The organism is Brevibacillus brevis (assembly GCF_001039275.2).
In the GTDB taxonomy this organism is placed as follows: domain Bacteria; phylum Bacillota; class Bacilli; order Brevibacillales; family Brevibacillaceae; genus Brevibacillus; species Brevibacillus brevis_C.
In genome coordinates, this window is record NZ_CP030117.1 from 6,334,529 (window position 1) to 6,353,590 (window position 19,062).

The window sequence follows — 19,062 nt, forward strand, 5'->3', positions numbered from 1 at the left end:
CAGACGCCTGAAGGCTTATACATGACACCATCTAATTCAAAAACAAAAATTCTAGGAGGAATTATCCATGACAACGAAAAACCACAATGTAATTGATGTAAACGACGCTGCTCTGTTGTTGATCGACCACCAAAGCGGTTTGTTCCAAACAGTAGGGGACATGGATGTGCCAACACTCCGCCGAAACGTGATTGCCCTTGCTAAAGTGGCCAAACTGCTGAATATCCCGACACTCACAACTGACTCTGTACCAACTGGCCCGAATGGCCCATTGATCCCAGAAATCGCCGAAATCCTGCCAAATAACGTGTATGTACCGCGTAACGGTGAGATCAATGCTTGGGATAACCCTAATTTTGTAAAAGCAGTTGAAGCCACTGGAAAGAAAACCCTGATTATTGCAGGTACACTCACTAGCGTTTGCATGGCGTTCCCTACCTTGTCTGCACTGGCAGAAGGCTACAAAGTCTTCACCGTTATTGACGCATCGGGTAACTGGAGCAAAATGGCGACAGATATTACACTGGCTCGCGTCGTGCAAGCAGGAGCAGTTCCTATTGATACACTCGCTGTCATGTCCGAATTGCAAAAAACATGGAACCGCCCAGATGCCCAAGAGTTCGCAGAAATCTATGCGGAAGTAATGCCAAACTACGGCCTGCTGATCGAAAGCTTCCAAAGAGCGTTTAAAGAGGGCCAGGCAGCTAAGTAACCTGCCATCCAACAACCATCATAATTAAAAGACGCGAATCTTCTTCTCACAAGGAAAGAAGGTCTGCGTCTTTTTTATTTTTCTATCTTCCGCTTCTGTCCAACCAAACCAAAGAAAAACATATCGACCCACTGCTCCATACTCAACGTTACTCGCTCACGATTCGATGCTTCCCAATGCCGTCCCAGCTCATTTTTGTACATCGTGAAGTACATCATCATCATTTCTTCTGTCAGATCACGCTGAATATAACCTTCCTGTTTCCCAAGCGCGACAAACTTCGTAAAAAAATGCCTGATTTTTTGCTCGTATTCGTTTTCGATGCGTTGCAGCAAGCCACTTAGTTCAGAAAAGGGGGTGTTCTGAAGCTCGTCCGTGAGGGTATGCAAATTCTTGGCTTCCAACAGCATGATGTCCTTTGTCTTTTCAGGAAAAGAACTCCCCGAATCGAGAATCCTCTCATACTGCTCCAACTGCTTATCCATCCAGTTCATTAGCATGTCCGCGTAGAGCTGTTCTTTTGTCCCAAAGTAGTTATAAATGGTCGCCGGAGAAACCTTCGCGTTCTGCGCAATTTCATTTACGCTGACTTTTTGAAAGCCATGCTTGGAGAACAATGGAAAGGCGGCGCTGTATATTTGATCGATTTTGTTCTGTTTTCGTCGTTCGAACCCGTTCATCTTCTCCACCTCTTTCTGTAGTGTAGCTCAGGTTTTAGAGTAATTCAACGGATTGACTACAAAATCATTGAAATAAACTGACCTCGATAGTTATAATTGTTTTGTAGTAATGAAGTACATTTACTACATATTTTCAAGGGATAGGAGTGAATTTATCATGAAACAAATACGGATTCCCGCTTTTTTGCATGACGTCTTCGGTGAAAAGCAGAGCATTGGCTCGATCGCAGCCATCCTGCTGTTCGGCGGAGTCCTGACCACTGCTCTCTATTTACGATTCCCTGAACTCACGGAGAGCTTGCCCATTTGGCGCAGCACGCTCGCATTGTTGCTTGTATTCGATATATTTTCTGGCTGCCTAGCGAATTTTACGATCTCAACCAGCAATTTTTATGCAGCACGTAAAAAAAATCGCCTCGTCTTCATCGCTATTCACGTCCATATCATCCTGGTTGCCCTTCTCTTACAACAAAACCTCGCGTATTCCATAGGAGTATGGGCTTATACGATTGTAGGAGCTTTTGTTGTGAATGCTCTTTTTGGGCATCGTTCGCAGCTGTTTGTCGCAGGCATTCTCCTGTCTGTTGGCCTTGGCTGGATACCATTGCTGCCGGGTATGCATCCGTTTCTGTTGATCACCTGCTTATTCTTTATGGTAAAAGTGTTGTTTAGCTTTGCAGTCAATCATTATGGGAAAGTAATCAACGACACAGGTACTGAGAAATGAAGACTTCCTACCGCATATCCAAACTCACAAAGTCGGATAAACCCGCATTCGTCTCACTCATGAGCAGGGCATTTTCGCGTGATCCTTTCTTTCTGCACGTATTTGGGAATTCAGAGCTCGATCATACAGCAAAAAAAGGCGTAACAGCTTTTCTGTCCTTTCTGTTTGATAAGAGCTTTCTGTTTCATGAGGAAGTATGGGGCATTTTTGATGAAGACAGCTTGCTCGGCACTTACGTCGTCGAAAAGCCACAAACCAGCAAGCTTCCGAATATAAAAGGGGGCTTGCTGTTAATCGGTATGCTAATTCCTTTAGTATTTCAACTGTCTGGAAAAACGCTGATGCTCCTTAATTCATATATGCGCATCACACGTTCTGCCGCTCCTCCATGGAAGCATCACTACCTCATTATGATTGGCGTAAAACCGGAGGCTCAAGGCAAGGGAGTCGGCAAAACCCTAATGCAACACCTGTTTCAAATCATAGAGGATGACCACGAATCGCAGGGAATCGCGCTGGATACGGAAAAGGAAGAGAATGTGGGTTTGTATCGCAAACTAGGATTTACGTTACGAGAACAAACCAAAATCGATGATGTACCTGTGTATTGTATGGTCTATCAAAAAAATCGATAGAATGACGGATACATGCTGCCGCCACTTCGCATTATGTTACAATTATTGTAAGAAATACGAACACCGAAGGAAGCGAGTTGATCTTATGAAAAAGAAAGTGATCCTGGCCGGCGGCACTGGCTTTATCGGCAAGTATCTGGCAGACAAATTCAATCAACTTGGCTATGAAGTAATGATCATCGCAAGAACTTCTCCTCATATAACGTGGGACAATCACGCAAAAATCGTGGAAGCTTTGGAAAATTCCGAGCTGCTCATCAACCTGGCGGGCAAATCCGTCAACTGTCGTTACCATGATCAGAACAAGAAAGAAATCTTGAAATCTCGGACAGAGACCACTCACATACTCGGCAATGCTGTTTTGGCTTGCGAAAATCCGCCTTCGCTCTGGCTCAATTCCAGCACAGCCACCATCTATAGGCATGCGGAGGATCGTCCCATGACAGAAGCAAGCGGGGAGATTGGAACAGGCTTTTCCGTCGATGTCGCCAAGCAATGGGAATCTGCCTTCTTTTCCTTTGATTTGCCGCATACGAGACAAGTAGCCTTACGCATGGCGATCGTGCTGGGTGAAAACGGCGGGGTTATTGATCCATACAAAAATCTCGTTCGCTTTGGACTCGGGGGTGTACAAGGGTCTGGCAACCAGCGTTTTAGCTGGATTCATGTCGAAGATATCTTTCAGATCATTCTCTTTTTGAAAGAGCGAACTGACTTAAGCGGGGTATTCAATTGTTCTTCTCCACATCCCGTCACAAACCGTGAATTCATGCAGCATTTTCGCAGCGTGATGAATCGGAGCTTCGGACTGCCTTCTCCCAAATGGATGCTGGAAATGGGGGCCATGATGATCGGAACGGAAACAGAGCTGGTGCTGAAAAGTCGCTGGGTCATTCCAGAAAGGCTTGAGCGTGAAGGGTACCAGTTTCGTTTTGCCCATATTGATAAGACGTTGCAGGATATCTTGAAATGACCGATATTGCCTTTGAGCTTGGATTCAGTAACCCCGTTTCCTTTAGCAAAATGTTTAAGCAGCATGAACGCAAAAAAACCACCAAGGGGGTGGACTAGAAAATAGCCGGTGATACCCTTACTTGGATAAACACCGGCTTACCAATAAATTTTAAATCACAATGCTAAATACGACCTTTATAATCGTCTATCTTCTTCGAGAACATTCCCTAAAACTATATACACAACACCTAAAACAGGGATCAAAACAGTAAAAATAAGTCTCACAATCAATGAAGAGATACCAAAAAAATCTGCAATACCACCACAAACACCTAGAATAGATTTGTCAGTAGAAGATCTTTTCAACTGTCTCTTCATTAATTAATCTCCTAACATTTAATTTGAATATTCATTCATTATTTCGTGTCAGATAAACTAAGTGTAGTGTCATAATCATCGTTTCCTACATTAAAATAAAGTTTCGCCGTAGCTGATACAGGTGGTAGAGGTAGACTGAATGTATAAGTAAAATCCATTTGACTATAAGCATATTTCGAACTAGTTTCTTTTGCTCTGTGTATAGTCACAGTAGGAGTAGTAAAAGTTCCTCCAATTACGGCAACAGTCGGATTATAAGCTTTTGATATAAAATCATTATTGATACCTTTTACAATAGTATAGTCGTTGTAGTAAGAATAATTGACAGTTCCTGTAGCCCAGTAAGACTCAACTGTGTAACTCCCAGGAGCAACCGACTTAATCCCTGAATTTACTGGTCTAACTCCATACTTTATTTTAGAACCATCAGCAAAAGTAACTACTTCAGACTGATCTAAACCTTTCTCAATATTAAAAGACCTTTTATTAATAGTCTTTTGGATATTCTCCTCTTTCATAGAATCCAATATTTGACCGCTTTCTAATTTCTTTATTAAAGTATTCTGTGTTTTTTCGTCTATACCCAATTCATTAAAACTATGTTTTAATTCTGCAATATGAGCTTGACTAATCTTAGAAACACTTCTAGTTTCTTCTGCAAAGATGCTTTGAGAAAAAATACCTAACGTTAACGCAAAAATCGACATAACTGAAACTAATTTTTTCAAATTAATCACTACTCCTTCTGGATAAATTCTACAAATTTAACTAATTCCCCTTTAAATGCATTGAAAATACTCCTCACTTGCCACCCATGCTTTCAGGTAATCCCAAGTTACAGCTTTGCTAAAGACCTGCGGTAGCCTTTTTATAGTTATATAATCCCTCCTTATTCTTATTAACAAACTGTTTGCACCCTTACAGTAACACGCATTCCAAAAAAAACCTTTTTTCAATTTTTTCGATAAAAGAGATATTTCTCGAAAAAATTTTTCTTTTTTATAAAATTTAGTGTAAAAATGTAAAATAAAGTTATAATTCACCATAAATGGATAAAGTAGGTAGGTGTTCCGCTTGATTGGTGATCTTGTAAAAGAATACAGAGGTCGTGCGAATTTGACTTTAACTGAATTATCGGAGAAGACTACTCTCTCTCATGCTACCATCAGTAAGATCGAAAATAACGGCGTTCAGAGACCGAATCCACGCCATCTCCTTACACTAGCTGAGGTTCTGGGGATACCCTTCGACCAGATAATAGGCGGTTGTGTTAACTATGTAAGAAACCCTGAAATGCTGAGCCTCTTGCTGGACAAGGCTATCACTCATAAGCATCACAGATTAATTCAGAAAATATCCGAAAAAATATTAGAGTGTACCAGAATGGATACATTTCAGACATTAGACCACCTTTACCAATATGCCGGTCTAGTGAAAGATGTAAAAATTCAAGTGCTGCTTTACGATACGATTTTGAAATACGCTCGTGAGCATGGAACTCCTGTTTATCTTGCCCGCGCGCTTTTCCAAAAATATTTGATTAAGCGTAAAGACTTAGCTCGACGAGAACAGTCCTACAACGAAGGAAAAGAGGTAGTGCACTACTTGAATTACCTCCATGAAAATGATCAGGTAATTGCTCTCTACCGACTGGGATTACAAGCGTTTAGTTTGAAACTGTACAGTGAATGTATTGAATTTTGTCGAAAGGGATTGTCCAAAAATCAGGAAGTGAGTGAGTTACAAGCAGCAGCAACTTTGGCAACTTGCAATTCCTATTTGTTTTTAGAAGATTACATACTTGCTAGCGTTTATCTGAAGGAATATGAAAAATTCGATTATCCATATGTACAAGAAAATGCCGAATATCTACGGGCCATTATTTATTCCAAAACCGAAGACTATAGAAAGGCAACTCCGTTATTTGAGAAGTGCTTGGAACGCTCAAAACCAGATGCACGAATTCCCATTGCAAACGACTTACTGAACATTTTTCTTAAAATGGAGGATGCTAACGCAGCACGAAATATTTTTCACCAAGAAGCCGCTATTTTACCCGCTAAGATCGAAACACCATATATGTTCGATCAAGTAGGACTCTACTACAGCTTAAAAGGGAAATTCTTGATCGAGCAAGGCATGTTTGATGCGGGAATAGAGTGTTTACAGAAGAGTATTCAATATTACGGTGAAATTGGTGCTCATAGCGAGATTATCGAAAATACATCACTAATTATTCGTTCTCATGTAGTTCACGGAAAAATGTTGAATTTAGAGGTGTTACAGGAACTCGACAGCCTATATAATGTAATTATTAGAAAAAATTGAGGGAGATGGTGATTACATGAAAAAGAAGGCGTCTTTCCTGCTAGTAGCATTATCAATGGTGCTTGGTTCTTTTCTAGCAATTGATGTTCCGTATAAAAACAGCAATAATGATTCTCTTTTAGCAGTTGATGTTCCTTATGGAATTAGTAAGGAAAAGTCTAACTCTCCCCAAAGAGTTCCAGACCCTGGTTATTAAAGTGTGCGGCCTATCTATACTTGTTTGCCCGGTGAGGTATGGTAGCCTCACCGTTTTTTATTGTGGTCCGCTAATATCGTTTCGTACTTCGTTTAGATAGTTCCAGTTCGTATCCCGAACAGTAAACAATCAATAGACAGAAACGTCGGAATCCTCAAAGTCGGGCGTTTTTTGCTGTTTTTGGGGATAGAAATCATCACGATTAATCCTTTCCGGGTAGGAAGCAGTTTTTTTGGCGTTACGCTATGCGACTTTGCCGCACAGCGCCGGGGGTCGGGGAATCACCCGATAACCAGAGGGCCTAGCCGGGCGCAAGCCCAAAGCCCTCTAGGTTCCTGTGTGCTTCTTTTTCCCTCCGACCCCTAAAACGCAAGAGACAGAAGAACCTAGAAAGCCCTGAAAAGCCCCTGTAGGCAGTTCAGGGAGCACTTCGGGGGGCGGCATTTCACCTTTGCTATTCAGAAAAAAAGTGATTTTGGATAAGAAATAATCATCGGGTTCGTTTATGCTGATAAGGAAACGCGAACTAAAGGGGGACTTTATCATGAAAACGAACCTGATTCAAAAAGTAGGGCAAATCGGCATCCCTGTCAAAAACCTGGAAAAAGCCGTCCATTTTTACAAAGAGCAGCTCGGGCTCCCTCTTTTGTTTCAGACAGGCAATATGGCGTTCTTTGAATGTAACGGACTTCGCCTCATGCTGAGCCTACCGGAAAAAGAGCAATTTGCACACGCCAGCTCCGTCATTTACTTTCACGTGGATGACATTCAAGGCGCTTTTGAAGAATTAAAAAATAGGGACGTTACGTTCATCGACGAGCCACATCTCGTAGCCAAAATGGGGCAAACGGAAACATGGATGACCTTCTTTAAAGACACAGAAGGGAATACACATGCCTTAGTGAGTGAAGTACAAGGAGAGACCGTTTGATTCTGAACGGTCTCTTTTTTATTTTCCCAAAAAATCTCACTCCCCAACATACTGAAAAGCACTTATGCTAATATCCCCTTTGGTCCGTTTCGTGACCATTCTAGTCAAGAATGCGAGCAGATTTTTCTGATCAGTGAAACTGACGTTGAATGCATTGTCGATATTGCCATATCCGTGTGAATCGAAAACGATAAATGAATGATTAATCTTCACTACCGCAATCGTATAACTGCCGATGACAATGGCATATCCAATTTTAGGAGCATCAGAGTTTGAGAGGATATTTTCAAAGAAAGTAGCAAATTCCGTTGCCTTCAGAGTCCGATTTTCGAGAAAAGCGATTTCAATCTGATCTCTGATCTGTACGTGATGCGCTTCGTATGGATTCAAGTAGCTTCCTTTGTGTAGCATGCCTTCGCTTCCTCTGATTGTTTCTTTGTACAACTCTGCACCGCTGTTCAGTACTTGATCGATTTCCTTAGTGGATAGCATCCGCCCTTCCCTCATGATCGTGGTAATCGCCATGAGTGAATGAGCGGAGCAAGCCGAGCTTTCTCCCACTCGTTTAAATTGATTGCGCGTTCCTTCAACACGGACTGGTGGCTGAACTTCTAAATCCATAGCTACTTCCTTCTCTTCCGGCACCGATTTCCTCTCGAATAAAAACTCATCTTCCAATTGAAGCTCCTTGTCCATCTCCCCTGTAACGTGGACAAATGGCTTATCTGCGGCAACATAAGGGGACCCGGATTTTTTGAGCTGTTCTATTTGTTCGTTCACTTCTTTTAAATCCTTCTCATACTGCTTCCAAAGCGCATGTTTTATCTTCCACTTTTGCTCGTAATCCGAAACCCTGGAACGATACGTCTCGATATCACTCTTTTTTTGGGCTTTTTCAGCTTCCTTCAGTTTGTTCTTGCTCATTTGAATATGTCTGGCGTAAGCAGCCGTATTTTTGCGGGCCAATGGCATTGCTTCTTCGAGAAACTTTTTTCGCTGGATGATTTTAATTTGCTGCATGACTGGCGCATTCGCTGTACCGTCGGCATTCCATCTCTTGTCCCCATCAGGGTTTAGTACCCTCATGTCAGAGATCGGGTGTTCATTAAATCGCAATGCGACAGGATACTTCCCTTCTGGCCGGAATGTTTTGCCGATCAGTTCCTTAAGAAAATGAACACGCTCCTCACCTGTTTTGTTATGAAATGCTTCAAGAAGGTGATCACGGTAACCGCTTCTTTCAAAATACCGAAGCTCATGTATAAGCGAGAGCGCAATGCCCTCCCGAATCTCTGGCCCGTAAAACACGTAATCCATAAAATTGGTCTCTCTGTCCAAATCCTCGTGTCGCTCTGAACCTTTTGCCTTCAAGTTCGTCTTGGAGAAGGTTGTTTTAGGTTTTTTCCCGGTCTGTGGAATATATCCGTACTTATAAATTTGCTTGTATTGGTTTGTATTGTCTTTTCGCGGTATCTCTGCTTGCCGAATGAGTGCACCCTCGTGGTCATAGTAGCTAATCATTGTTTTAGAGGATAGGGGCTTGAGCTGGTCGAACATCGATACCCAGCCATCATACTCAATAAGTGACATATCACCGGAAATTTGCGTTCCGCCGTAACGTGTTTCAATTTTTTCGTCGCCAACGTCTATACGGAAAAAAACAAATCCATGATTACCCAGCTTTTCCACATTCCCTGGCGTACTGAATTCCGATTTCCAATTGGGATTTTTCTTCGAGTACTCGGCAAAGGAGTCCAAGCTGCCGTCATTTGCTATGGGATGAAAGTTGGGCGTGGCGTGCTTAACGGTAAAGGGTAACCCGTATACGGCCAAGAACAGCTCCTTCTCGTCTGCCATTAAACAGCCCACGCCTCTATTGAAATACGACTCCAGGTCTTCAGGATTCGCTTCAAAATACCTCTGTGCATTGTCGATGAGTTGCTCGTGCAGCTTGAGGATATTGCGCTCCGAAAGCAGCTTGATTGGATTGGCTTTGTCCTTATCTTTCTTTTTGGGGTGGGTAAAGTACGGATCATGTGGATAGAGGTAATGCTTTTTCTTTTTCCCGGCATATTTCTCGAGCTGTTCGGCTATATCGTCAGGATCATTACTTACTTTGCTCAAAGCGTCCCGCAATAAGAGCTCATACTCCTTCCATTTCTCCTTCGTATCGATGTCAAACCCGCGTGAACGGGGATTAGGAATCCCAAGCTCGTGCTCCAAATACGGCTCGACAACCGTATAATCCATCCATGTAAAACTGTTAAATGTTTCCACTAAATCGTCATACGCTCGCAAAGCCTTCATTTTTATCAACGTTTTCCGACGGTATGCCGCCAACTCGTCTTTGAGCTTCGCCGATTTCCACTTGGCACCTTTCCTAATGTTGGCGTATGCATGGTGCTTTTTCCAAATTTTGATGATCGTTTGTCCTGCCTTTGCCTTCTCACTCATTTCCTTGTCATGGGGTTCGTCCAGCGGCGGTGAGATATCGTCGTCCTTCATAGCTTCCAGTGTTTGTTCTGCCTGCATTAACACGAAAGAGGCTTTTAGTAACATCGGATTATAATCATCGATAATCCCGTACATTCCCTGATAGTTCCGGTAGTTTTTCGCATCCTTTAGCTTGGAAGAGCCATTCAGAGTAGTCAAAATAAAGGTACGCAGCTCAGATGCGTTTTTCAGATACCATTGCAACTCTTCTTTATTCAGACCGCCATTGATGAGTGTATGAATGTATTCATTTAACAGCAAAATTTCTTGAATAAATTCATCGAAATGAATCTTCTCCTCGTCCTCCGCTCCGGACATACCTACCGATTGAAGCTTGCCCGTCGTTATGTTGGCAGCTTCCTCATTCGAATCGTCAATGCTTTCTGTAGAATTTTGATTCTCTAAACCGATATCGTCCTCTTGTTCATTCTGCTTGACCTTCTTTTTGGACTGGCCGGACTTTTCTTCCATTTTCTTGGAATCAGAGCTTTTTGTATCAGTATGCTTCCTTTTTTCTCCGGAACCTTTTTCCTTGCTCTCACGCATGAGTTGCAGGACAGCCTGGTTGCCGTATACGCTTTGCAATTGTAGAATCGATCGTTGACTGGATCTAGACTGTTTGGACAATAAGGGCATGATTGAGGAAGCATTGATTTTACCTATCTCCTCATGATGATTCGCATGGGGGTGTTGGTTGTTTACTGGAGTCGATTGCCGCGTGAACATGAACTTCCTCCTGACCACGAGTGAATTCTCACTTGCTGTCTACTCATGTTGCTCCTGTCTACAAATAATGGCTTCCTTGTCTTACCCTTTCACTGTGGCAATCGGCGCCACTTCGGCTACAATCTCAGCCATCCCATGATCCACATGCGACTGAATCACCGGGGTAATATCCTTGTACGCATACGGCGCCTCTTTTTTCAGCTCTTCTTCCCATTTCTTCAAAATATCGCTCCGTCCACGCAAGTCCGCCCGCTTCGGGTCAATCGGATTGATCACACGGAAGTTGGCAAGAAACTCGCGAAATCTGTCATCGTCCACTTTCACAGCATCGCCGCGAGAAAGTGCACGACCAGCTCCATGGCTTGCGCTAAACAAGCTATCCCGATTGCCAAGCCCCGCCAAAATAAAGCTGTGCGAGCCCATAGAACCGGGGATAAACACAGGTTCACCCGTATACTGAAACGGCGTACCCATCATTTGCTCGGCCGATTTCGCCGTACACGATCCTTTTCGATGCAAAAATCCGCCCACCTGCTCCAACTGTTCCTCCCACAAATAATTATGAGGCGCATCGTACAGCAGCCTATGTTCAAAATCGCCCAACACATCGGAAATCGATTTGTACATCATCAGACCGAGCATCAATCGATTGGCAAACGCAAAGTTCGCCGCATTGTACAGGAGACTCCAAAACATTCTCCACTGTGGTTCGAAACGCTCCGAAAGAGGCAGTGGATACATGCCGTTATCCGGGTGCTTCAAGGAAGTCGGGTACATCTTTTTCAGCATCTCCTTGATCCATGCACCGCTGTTATAACCAATGGAAACAGAGCCGGTATGAATCATCAGGACGACTTGCCCTTCCTTCAGCCCCCACTGACTGGCGATTGAGCCCTGATGCACTTTTTTGACCACCTGAATCTCAAAAAAATGATTCCCTCCGCCAAGTGAGCCGATTTGTGCATCCCGGGAAAGCTCGGCAGGACCGAGAAAATCATCGAGGCCAATCGTCGATTCTGCGATAAAAGACCCCATTTTATTGACATGGTTCAAATCCAGCTCCTGCTGCTTCTCGTTGTAATAACGCCAAATCCCCTCGCCATTCGCTTCCTTGTGGCTGTCCAGTATGCCGATCAGGCCTTCCTTGAACATTTTCTCGCGCATCTGCCGCGTCATGGGAATATTACGGCCCCCTTCGAAAAAAACATGGCGAACATTCCGCTCAATCGCATCCAGATTTGTGCGAATCTGCTCCTCGCGCAAATCCGTAACATACAGACGCATCCCGCAGTTAATATCGTTGCCAATCGCTTGCGGCAGCACAAACCCACGCGTAAACAGCGTCGTGCCTACAGGAATACCGCTTCCTTTGTGAAAGTCGGGTGTAATGGCTACCTCTAAAACCCCAGCATCTTGATCGTCAAAATAATCGGGGGAATGCTTTTGCAGCGTTACAATGGTTTCATTCACCTCTAAAAGTCGATGAAGCTCCTCTACCGCATTGTTTTCTACTTTTACTTCCGGATTGATGAAATATTTAATCGGAGTGTTGCTCAATTGAAGACCACCTTTATTCGTTTTACAGGAACGTATGTTCTTTATTTTCCAATAGAAAAAGCCGCTTTCATGCTCATTTCTTCCTTCCTGGATGAAAAAATGCAGCATGGTATCGCAGCCTTTACGCTTGGAGCTATTGGATTATCAAAAGGGCGTTATCCGCAGTCTATAGGAAACGGAGTTGGCTCACCCTTAAACAACGCAATTGCGTAAAAGGCATACCTATGGAGTTGGATTTTATCGCTACATGGTTTTGTTTCATGCTTGGTTACGTATGCGAACATGTTGGAATCCTCCTCCTTTCGTTTCTTGCTCACGATCTTATCATTGGATAAATTTTACTGTCAAGCCCCCGAATTATCGAGGGCCCGTGTGATCTTTCCCTTTTACATCGAAACTAATTCGCCTTCCATAAACTTGATCAGGTACACCTCCGGCTGCGCGAGGAACTCTGTAAAACTGCACAAGTCCGCATACTCCTTATGCTCCTCATCATAGCAGCCGATGCTACCTTTTTTCTTCGGATTCCACACAAGGTGCAGATGGGAGTAGTTGTCGATTTCGGCAGACAAACGCAGCAGCTTTTGCCGACCGATTTTCATTTCAATCGTATCGGTCAATGTAAAAAAGTCGATAAACCCAATGTCATACTCATTTTCCGCCAGCTCAAGACGCAGCTCTTCTCCGGTAAGAAAACCAATCAGTTCTTCGGTCAGTTTATATTTTTGCAGCTCGTACTTCCTGTTCTCCACATCATGCATCTCGGCAGGTTCCAGCGATTTCAAATACGCAGCCAACTCCGCATCTTTATTGCTGACCGCGATGGTATAAGGCCGCTCGCCACCCCTTTCCGCTACCATAACGTCCGCACCGCGTTCAACCAAATACTTGACCATGGCCACATTCCCCAAGCGTGTGGCAACTGTTAATGGAGTCGCTTGATACGGATACACCATATTCGGTTTGTTATAATTGATGTCCACCCCATGATCGAGGAAATAAGCCGTGGTCGCAAGGTCATGATCCGACACGGCTTTACGCAATACATCGCCGCCATGCAGTCTTATATCCAGTCCCAGCTCTTGAATGAGCGGGATGTTCTTTTTGTTGCCATAGTAAGCCTGCGAATAAGCGCCTGAGCGCACCTGATTGAGCATGTCCAGCTTGGCGCCTTGCGCTGCAACATAACGAACAATCTCTTCCTTGCAATAACGTACTGCCATCAAAAAAGCGGGATTATTTTTCACATTCAAATTGACACCGTGCTCTACCAGCAGCTTAACAACTTCTAGCTTCTCCGATACAAGTGCCAGATCCAACGGGCTGATCGTCGTATATTTACTAAGCACGAAGCTCTCTTCTATATCCCAACCTGCTGCAATAGCATCTTGCAAAGCAGGAACATTTCCTTGATAAATATGCATCGCGATCTCTGGCAGCTCTTCGAACGCTCCGATATCTTTCAACTTGATCATCGATTACCCTCTCCTCGCTTATGTCTTATGAAAAATATAGAAAATTAATTGGCAAAAAACAACAAATTCCTACGTTATTCTCCTTTTTTTGATTGTAAATACAGATAATTATGTCTATTTTTGCCGAATCCGCTCGATAAAAAGTTTTTTCCCAATAAAAGGAGTAGTTTTACGAGAAGAGAAATACTTATGCAAATCGTCTTATACATAATTTTTTAAGGAGAGTGGACTGATGAAGAAGATGCGTACTCTCGCTTCTCTTACGCTTGCAGCATCACTCATGCTGAGTGGCCTTCCTTACAATGCACTGGCAGCGGCGGAGTTTAGCGAACGGGATTGGGAGAAAGTAAACGAATATACCAACGCGGAAGTAGAGATTGGCTCCGAAATCTCGAAAATCTCCCCTCTGCTGAACACCAGTTCCAGCAAAAACGTCAGTGTCATTATTGAGCTGCAAAGTGAGCCTTCGATCACAGCTAAACACAGTGAAGGTTCAGAATCTTCCGTTAGATCATTACGAGCGAAAGTAGAGGATGAGCAAGCCTCCTTCCTCGATGAAGCAAAAGACAACAAGGTCAAACTGAAGGTAAAGCGCAAGTTTGAGCATGTATTCAACGGGATGGAAGTAACGGTGTCAGCCGACGAGTTGGAAGAGCTGGCTGAACTGCCACAGGTGAAGCGCATTTATCAAAATACGTATTATGAGCTTCCCGAAATTGATGCCGTTAGCGAGAAAGCATCGGCCACCAAATGGGATCAAGCCCCTCTCCAACAAATTGGCGTTCTCGATATGTGGAAGGATGGTCTGACAGGGAAAGGATTGAAGGTCGGCGTCATCGATACGGGTGTCGATTACAAGCACCCTGATCTCAAGGATGCCTATAAAGGCGGATATGACTCCTTCGACAATGACAAAGACCCTTATGAAGAAGCGCCAATTCCTGTGGAGGATGACCGCGATGGAAAAGGATATGAAGGCTCCAGCCATGGAACTCACGTCTCCGGCACCATCGTAGGACGCGCCAAAAACAGGACCTCAGATGTACAGGTAAAAGGGGTTGCCCACGGTGCAGACCTCTACGTCTACCGTGTATTGGGCCGAGGCGGCGGTAGCTCCGCTCAGGTCATCGACGGTATCGAAAAAGCGGTGAAAGACGGCATGGACGTCATTAACCTGTCGCTTGGCGCCGCTATGGAGAAGAACTCTGACTCCCCGGATGCCATCGCTGTGAATAACGCGGTACTGTCTGGTGTGATCACGGTTGTATCGGGCGGGAACTCCGCCGACGATGAACGCGGCAGACATTATTACACCGCGGGATCACCTTCTGGAGCGAGGCTGCCGATCACAGTTGCAGCGGTAGACTCTCCTACCGTGCAATATGACAGCTCAGCAACCTCGTCCTTCGGAGCCAATTACGAATTCCCTGTGATGGCATGGCAGGTCAGAAAGGATAACTTCTCCTCCATCATCGGAACCAAACCGCTGCCAGTCGTCTATGCCAACCTTGGCTCTCGCAGCGATTTTGAAAAAGCAAATGTAAAAGGCAAAGTCGCTCTCGTTTCTCGTGGTACCCTTGGCTTCACGGAAAAAATCGAAAACGCCCGAAAAGCTGGTGCTGTCGCTATCGTGGTCTTTAATGGTAACGACGCCGACGGGGATGGCGTAGCTGACCTGGATATCGCCGATCGCGAGGGCTATGTCAACACGATCCTGGGTGACCAGATCGAAGCGATTCCTACCTTTGATATGAAGGGTCTGGAAGGCCGGACACTGGCGAAAGAGTTGCTGGCTGACCCTGAGAAAGCGAAAACATTGACGTTTACGTTCTCCGGAAACTACCCAAGCACAAATGATCCTGGCGACCGCATTGCCGGATTTAGCTCACGTGGTCCAATCATGGGTGACGATTACAGCATCAAGCCGAATCTGGCTGCGCCAGGTGTGGCCGTTCTGTCCAGCTATCCATCTTGGAGCAAGCTGATCCCTGACGCCAAGTACGACAAGGCGTACGCTCGTCTAAACGGTACAAGTATGGCGGCTCCGCACGTTTCCGGTCTCGCCCTGCTGTTGAAACAGGCACATCCAGATTGGACGCCTGCCGATATCAAGGCAGCACTTGCGAACACCTCAAAACCGCTGTATAGCCCAGACGGCACACTGTACGATGTGTACTCCCAAGGTGCAGGCCGCGTAAACGGCTACGCTGCATCGAAAACACCTGCTGTTCTGACAACGGTAGAGCAGCTCACCATTTTGGGCGAAGATTTTGAGCCGAAGACCATTCCGTATTATGCGGACAACGTTTCCTTTGGCTTGCTGAAGGCTGGCAGCAATACTGTCACGAAAACGCTCCAACTGAAAAACCTGTCCAAGAAAGAAGTTTCTTATGAAGCAGAAGTGATCATGCATCCGTCCGTCACGACAGATCCGTACAAGCCAGGCTCCAAAACGCCAGATGTCGATGACATCGATGTGGAAATCTCCGACGATTCCATCTCCGCTAAAAAAGGCGATGCGACCACATTTGAGCTCAACCTGTCCGTTGACTCCGATGCAAAAGACGGCGTGTATGAAGGGGAAGTCTTGCTGAAAGCGAAAGGCAACCCTGACCTGCGCCTGCCGTTTGCTGTACACGTGGGAGACAAGCGTGAGGATACCAACTTCGGTTTCGATAACCTGAAGCTGTCCGATACGACAATCACGCCTGATGGCGATGGCGAGGAAGATTCGTTCACACTCGAAGCCGAGCTGCAAGCTAAAGACGTGAACCAGATCTCTGTTGAAGCATGGGACATGGACGATAAATACGTCGGTACGCTTGCATCCGTGTTCAACAATTACGCGCTGATTGCACCGGGCCCTATCACCTTCTCTAATCTCGATGGTACTTACTACGATGGTAGCCAAGTAGCGAAGAAGCTCGATCCAGGCAAATACAAGCTGAAGCTCGTCGGTCGAAGTGTTGACCAAAGCAAGCCGAAGGGCGAACAGATTGTAAAAGAATACGAGGCTTGGAAATCCTTCATGATTAAAGCATCGAATAAAAACGCGGTCTTGTCCAAGGTAGTTGAGGAAGCCATAGAGCAATTCGAGATTGAGATTGCGAACACCACAGAGCTGGATCAGCCAGTGCTTGCCCTGCCGGAAGAAAGCGCTGATGTGACTTATCAGGTGACAAAGAGCTCTGATGAGGCGCTTATCGATGACGAGGGGATTCTGAAGGAGCTGCCTGCCGAAGGGGAAGAGACCGTTACGCTGTATGTGACGATTACTTCTAAGGAAGATGAGTCGGTGACGGAGACTGTGAAGGTGAAAGTGACGTTGGAAGCGGAAGTAGAGTAGTTTGGTATGACGCCTCATAGATAATGGAAGGCTCCGTCATGGTGTGTGGCGGAGCCTTCTTCCTTCATCTCCCCCACTTCTACTCTGCGAAATCAAAAAGAACCTTCAATCCAAAAACGGATCAAAGGTTCCAAAAGATTGCTATTAACTAATTAACTATAAGCCAGTTCTTTTTCAACGAGACCAAGCGCCTCGTCTGTCGAACGTTGAATCTCTTGAAGAAGCTCTTGGTTTTGCAAGAGTGACACGCCATAAGAAGGAATCATTTCTTTGATTTTCGGTTCCCACTCTGCCATACGTTGCGGGAAGCATTTTTCTAATACCTCAAGCATAACCTGAACAGCTGTAGAAGCACCAGGAGATGCGCCGAGCAATGCAGCTACGGAGCCATCAGCGGCACTAACCACTTCTGTACCAAATTGAAGGGTACCTTTTCCTGCTGGTGTATCCTTGATAACTTGCACGCGTTGACCGGCTACCACGATATCCCACTCTTCGCTTTTCGCATTCGGAATGAACTCCCGTAGTTCTTCCATGCGCTTTTCATGCGATAACATAACTTGCTCGATCAAGTATTTGGTCAATGCCATTTCTTTTACGCCTGCCGCCAACATCGTGATGACGTTGTTCGGTTTTACGGAAGTGATCAAATCCATATTGGAACCTGTTTTTAAGAACTTTGGCGAGAATCCCGCAAAAGGTCCAAACAGCAAGGATTTCTTGTTGTCGATGTATCTGGTATCCAGATGCGGTACCGACATTGGAGGAGCGCCGACCTTTGCTTTACCGTACACTTTTGCATGGTGCTGCTCTACCACTTCCTGATTTTTACAAACCATGAACAATCCGCTTACCGGGAAACCGCCAATATGTTTGGACTCTGGAATACCGGTTTTTTGGAGCAAGTGCAAGCTTCCGCCGCCACCGCCGATAAAGACGAATTTGGCAATATGGTCTTCGATGTTACCGGTAGCCATATTGTACACTTTCAATTTCCACATGCCGTCGCTCGTACGTTTGATATCCTCAACAGCATGGTTGTAGTTAATCGCGACGTCTTTCGTCTTCAGGTAATCAAACAACATACGTGTCAAAGCACCAAAATTGACATCCGTACCAGAGTCGATTTTGGTTGCAGCTATTGGTTCATTCGATGCGCGGCCTTCCATGATGAGCGGAATCCATTCCTTCAGTTTTTCAGGGTCATCGGAGTATTCCATCCCTTGAAAGAGAGGATTGTTTGCCAGCGCCTCAAAACGTTTTTTCAAAAAGCTTACATTCTTTTCGCCTTGTACCATACTCATATGAGGTATCGGCATGATAAAGTCTTGCGGATTTTGGATGAGATTGTTTTTTACAAGGTAAGCCCAGAATTGTCTGGACAGATGAAAATGTTCATTGATTTTAATCGCTTTGCTAATATCTATAGATCCGTCAGCTTTCTCGGATGTATAGTTCAGCTCACAGAGTGCCGCGTGGCCAGTACCCGCATTATTCCATTCGTTAGAGCTTTCTTCGCCTGCTTTTGCGAGTTTCTCAAAAACTTTGATTTCCAACTCCGGTGCCAATTCTTTCAGTAATGCTCCCAGAGTTGCGCTCATGACCCCTGCACCAATCAAAATAACGTCTGTTTTTTGCTGTATGGAGCTCATATTACCCTTCCTTATCTACTGTTTTTGTAAAAAAGAAGTAGTAGCTCCTTGCCCCGTTGCAAGACGCTACGAAAACATCTTACCTTTCACAACTATAACTATATCATAGAAATTATTTATTGATTCAATTATCTATTATAATTAGAGGATTAATAACTATTTAATGTTGGTAAAAATGTAAGAATGCTGTCTACAGAGCCTTAACTCAGCTTTTTGCAAGGGTCCCATTTAGATGAAAAAACCTGAGCACAGTAGAGGACCGAGCTCAGGTG

The 19,062-nt window shown here is 44.7% G+C and carries 16 protein-coding genes; 9 read left to right on the forward strand and 7 right to left on the reverse strand.

Annotation, left to right across the window (positions count from 1 at the left end; all coding sequences use genetic code 11):
• Positions 1 to 67: 67 nt before the first annotated feature.
• The gene (locus AB432_RS29920; RefSeq protein WP_048035409.1) at positions 68 to 712 is read left to right on the forward strand and encodes a hydrolase; all 645 of its coding nucleotides are present in this window, start codon (positions 68 to 70) and stop codon (positions 710 to 712) included.
• A gap of 74 nt (positions 713 to 786) precedes the next feature.
• On the opposite strand, the gene AB432_RS29925 is transcribed toward AB432_RS29920, so the two are convergent.
• On the reverse strand, positions 787 to 1,392 hold the full coding sequence (locus tag AB432_RS29925) for a TetR/AcrR family transcriptional regulator (protein ID WP_048035410.1): 606 nt from the start codon (positions 1,390 to 1,392) through the stop codon (positions 787 to 789).
• A 157-nt stretch (positions 1,393 to 1,549) separates the two neighbouring features.
• On the opposite strand from AB432_RS29925, the gene AB432_RS29930 reads away from it, so the two are divergent.
• From AB432_RS29930 to AB432_RS29940, 3 genes are all read left to right on the forward strand, one after another.
• The gene (locus AB432_RS29930) at positions 1,550 to 2,119 is read left to right on the forward strand and encodes a hypothetical protein (protein WP_048035411.1); all 570 of its coding nucleotides are present in this window, start codon (positions 1,550 to 1,552) and stop codon (positions 2,117 to 2,119) included.
• Entirely contained in the window at positions 2,116 to 2,754 is a 639-nt protein-coding gene (locus AB432_RS29935; RefSeq protein WP_048035412.1) for a GNAT family N-acetyltransferase, read from the forward strand. The genes AB432_RS29930 and AB432_RS29935 overlap by 4 nt, the downstream gene beginning before the upstream one ends.
• Before the next feature lie 85 nt (positions 2,755 to 2,839).
• Positions 2,840 to 3,727, forward strand: a complete 888-nt coding sequence (locus AB432_RS29940) for a TIGR01777 family oxidoreductase (RefSeq protein WP_048035413.1) — start codon at positions 2,840 to 2,842, stop codon at positions 3,725 to 3,727.
• A gap of 176 nt (positions 3,728 to 3,903) precedes the next feature.
• Here AB432_RS29940 and AB432_RS29945 read toward each other — a convergent pair whose 3' ends face one another.
• Both AB432_RS29945 and AB432_RS29950 read right to left on the reverse strand, forming a co-directional pair.
• Positions 3,904 to 4,086 (reverse strand): PspC domain-containing protein, encoded by a 183-nt coding sequence (locus tag AB432_RS29945; RefSeq protein WP_048035414.1) that lies wholly within the window; start codon positions 4,084 to 4,086, stop codon positions 3,904 to 3,906.
• A 38-nt stretch (positions 4,087 to 4,124) separates the two neighbouring features.
• Positions 4,125 to 4,814, reverse strand: a complete 690-nt coding sequence (locus tag AB432_RS29950; protein WP_048035415.1) for a DUF5626 family protein — start codon at positions 4,812 to 4,814, stop codon at positions 4,125 to 4,127.
• Between the two features lie 346 nt (positions 4,815 to 5,160).
• Between AB432_RS29950 and AB432_RS29955 the strand changes: the two genes are divergently transcribed.
• The 3 genes from AB432_RS29955 to AB432_RS29965 all read left to right on the forward strand — a co-directional run bounded on the left by AB432_RS29955 (position 5,161) and on the right by AB432_RS29965 (position 7,541).
• The gene (locus AB432_RS29955; RefSeq protein WP_053079649.1) at positions 5,161 to 6,414 is read left to right on the forward strand and encodes a helix-turn-helix domain-containing protein; all 1,254 of its coding nucleotides are present in this window, start codon (positions 5,161 to 5,163) and stop codon (positions 6,412 to 6,414) included.
• Positions 6,415 to 6,430: 16 nt separating this feature from the next.
• Positions 6,431 to 6,610, forward strand: coding sequence for a hypothetical protein (locus AB432_RS29960; protein ID WP_048035417.1), 180 nt, complete (start codon positions 6,431 to 6,433; stop codon positions 6,608 to 6,610).
• Between the two features lie 544 nt (positions 6,611 to 7,154).
• The gene (locus AB432_RS29965; protein WP_048035418.1) at positions 7,155 to 7,541 is read left to right on the forward strand and encodes a VOC family protein; all 387 of its coding nucleotides are present in this window, start codon (positions 7,155 to 7,157) and stop codon (positions 7,539 to 7,541) included.
• Positions 7,542 to 7,577: 36 nt separating this feature from the next.
• Here the strand turns inward: AB432_RS29965 and AB432_RS29970 are convergent, their stop codons facing one another.
• Positions 7,578 to 10,760, reverse strand: a complete 3,183-nt coding sequence (locus tag AB432_RS29970; protein ID WP_048035419.1) for a hypothetical protein — start codon at positions 10,758 to 10,760, stop codon at positions 7,578 to 7,580.
• Positions 10,761 to 10,841: 81 nt separating this feature from the next.
• Positions 10,842 to 12,317 (reverse strand): RtcB family protein, encoded by a 1,476-nt coding sequence (locus AB432_RS29975; RefSeq protein WP_048036007.1) that lies wholly within the window; start codon positions 12,315 to 12,317, stop codon positions 10,842 to 10,844.
• Here AB432_RS29975 and AB432_RS30615 point away from each other — a divergent pair, their 5' ends adjacent.
• A complete protein-coding gene (locus AB432_RS30615) occupies positions 12,318 to 12,530 on the forward strand; it encodes a hypothetical protein (protein ID WP_162630275.1) in 213 nt (70 codons plus the stop codon).
• Positions 12,531 to 12,703: 173 nt separating this feature from the next.
• On the opposite strand, the gene AB432_RS29980 is transcribed toward AB432_RS30615, so the two are convergent.
• On the reverse strand, positions 12,704 to 13,792 hold the full coding sequence (locus tag AB432_RS29980) for an ankyrin repeat domain-containing protein (protein ID WP_048035420.1): 1,089 nt from the start codon (positions 13,790 to 13,792) through the stop codon (positions 12,704 to 12,706).
• A 232-nt stretch (positions 13,793 to 14,024) separates the two neighbouring features.
• Here AB432_RS29980 and AB432_RS29985 point away from each other — a divergent pair, with 232 nt between their 5' ends.
• On the forward strand, positions 14,025 to 17,138 hold the full coding sequence (locus AB432_RS29985) for a S8 family serine peptidase (RefSeq protein WP_048035421.1): 3,114 nt from the start codon (positions 14,025 to 14,027) through the stop codon (positions 17,136 to 17,138).
• A 152-nt stretch (positions 17,139 to 17,290) separates the two neighbouring features.
• Here the strand turns inward: AB432_RS29985 and AB432_RS29990 are convergent, their stop codons facing one another.
• On the reverse strand, positions 17,291 to 18,790 hold the full coding sequence (locus AB432_RS29990; RefSeq protein WP_048035422.1) for a malate:quinone oxidoreductase: 1,500 nt from the start codon (positions 18,788 to 18,790) through the stop codon (positions 17,291 to 17,293).
• Positions 18,791 to 19,062: the final 272 nt, after the last annotated feature.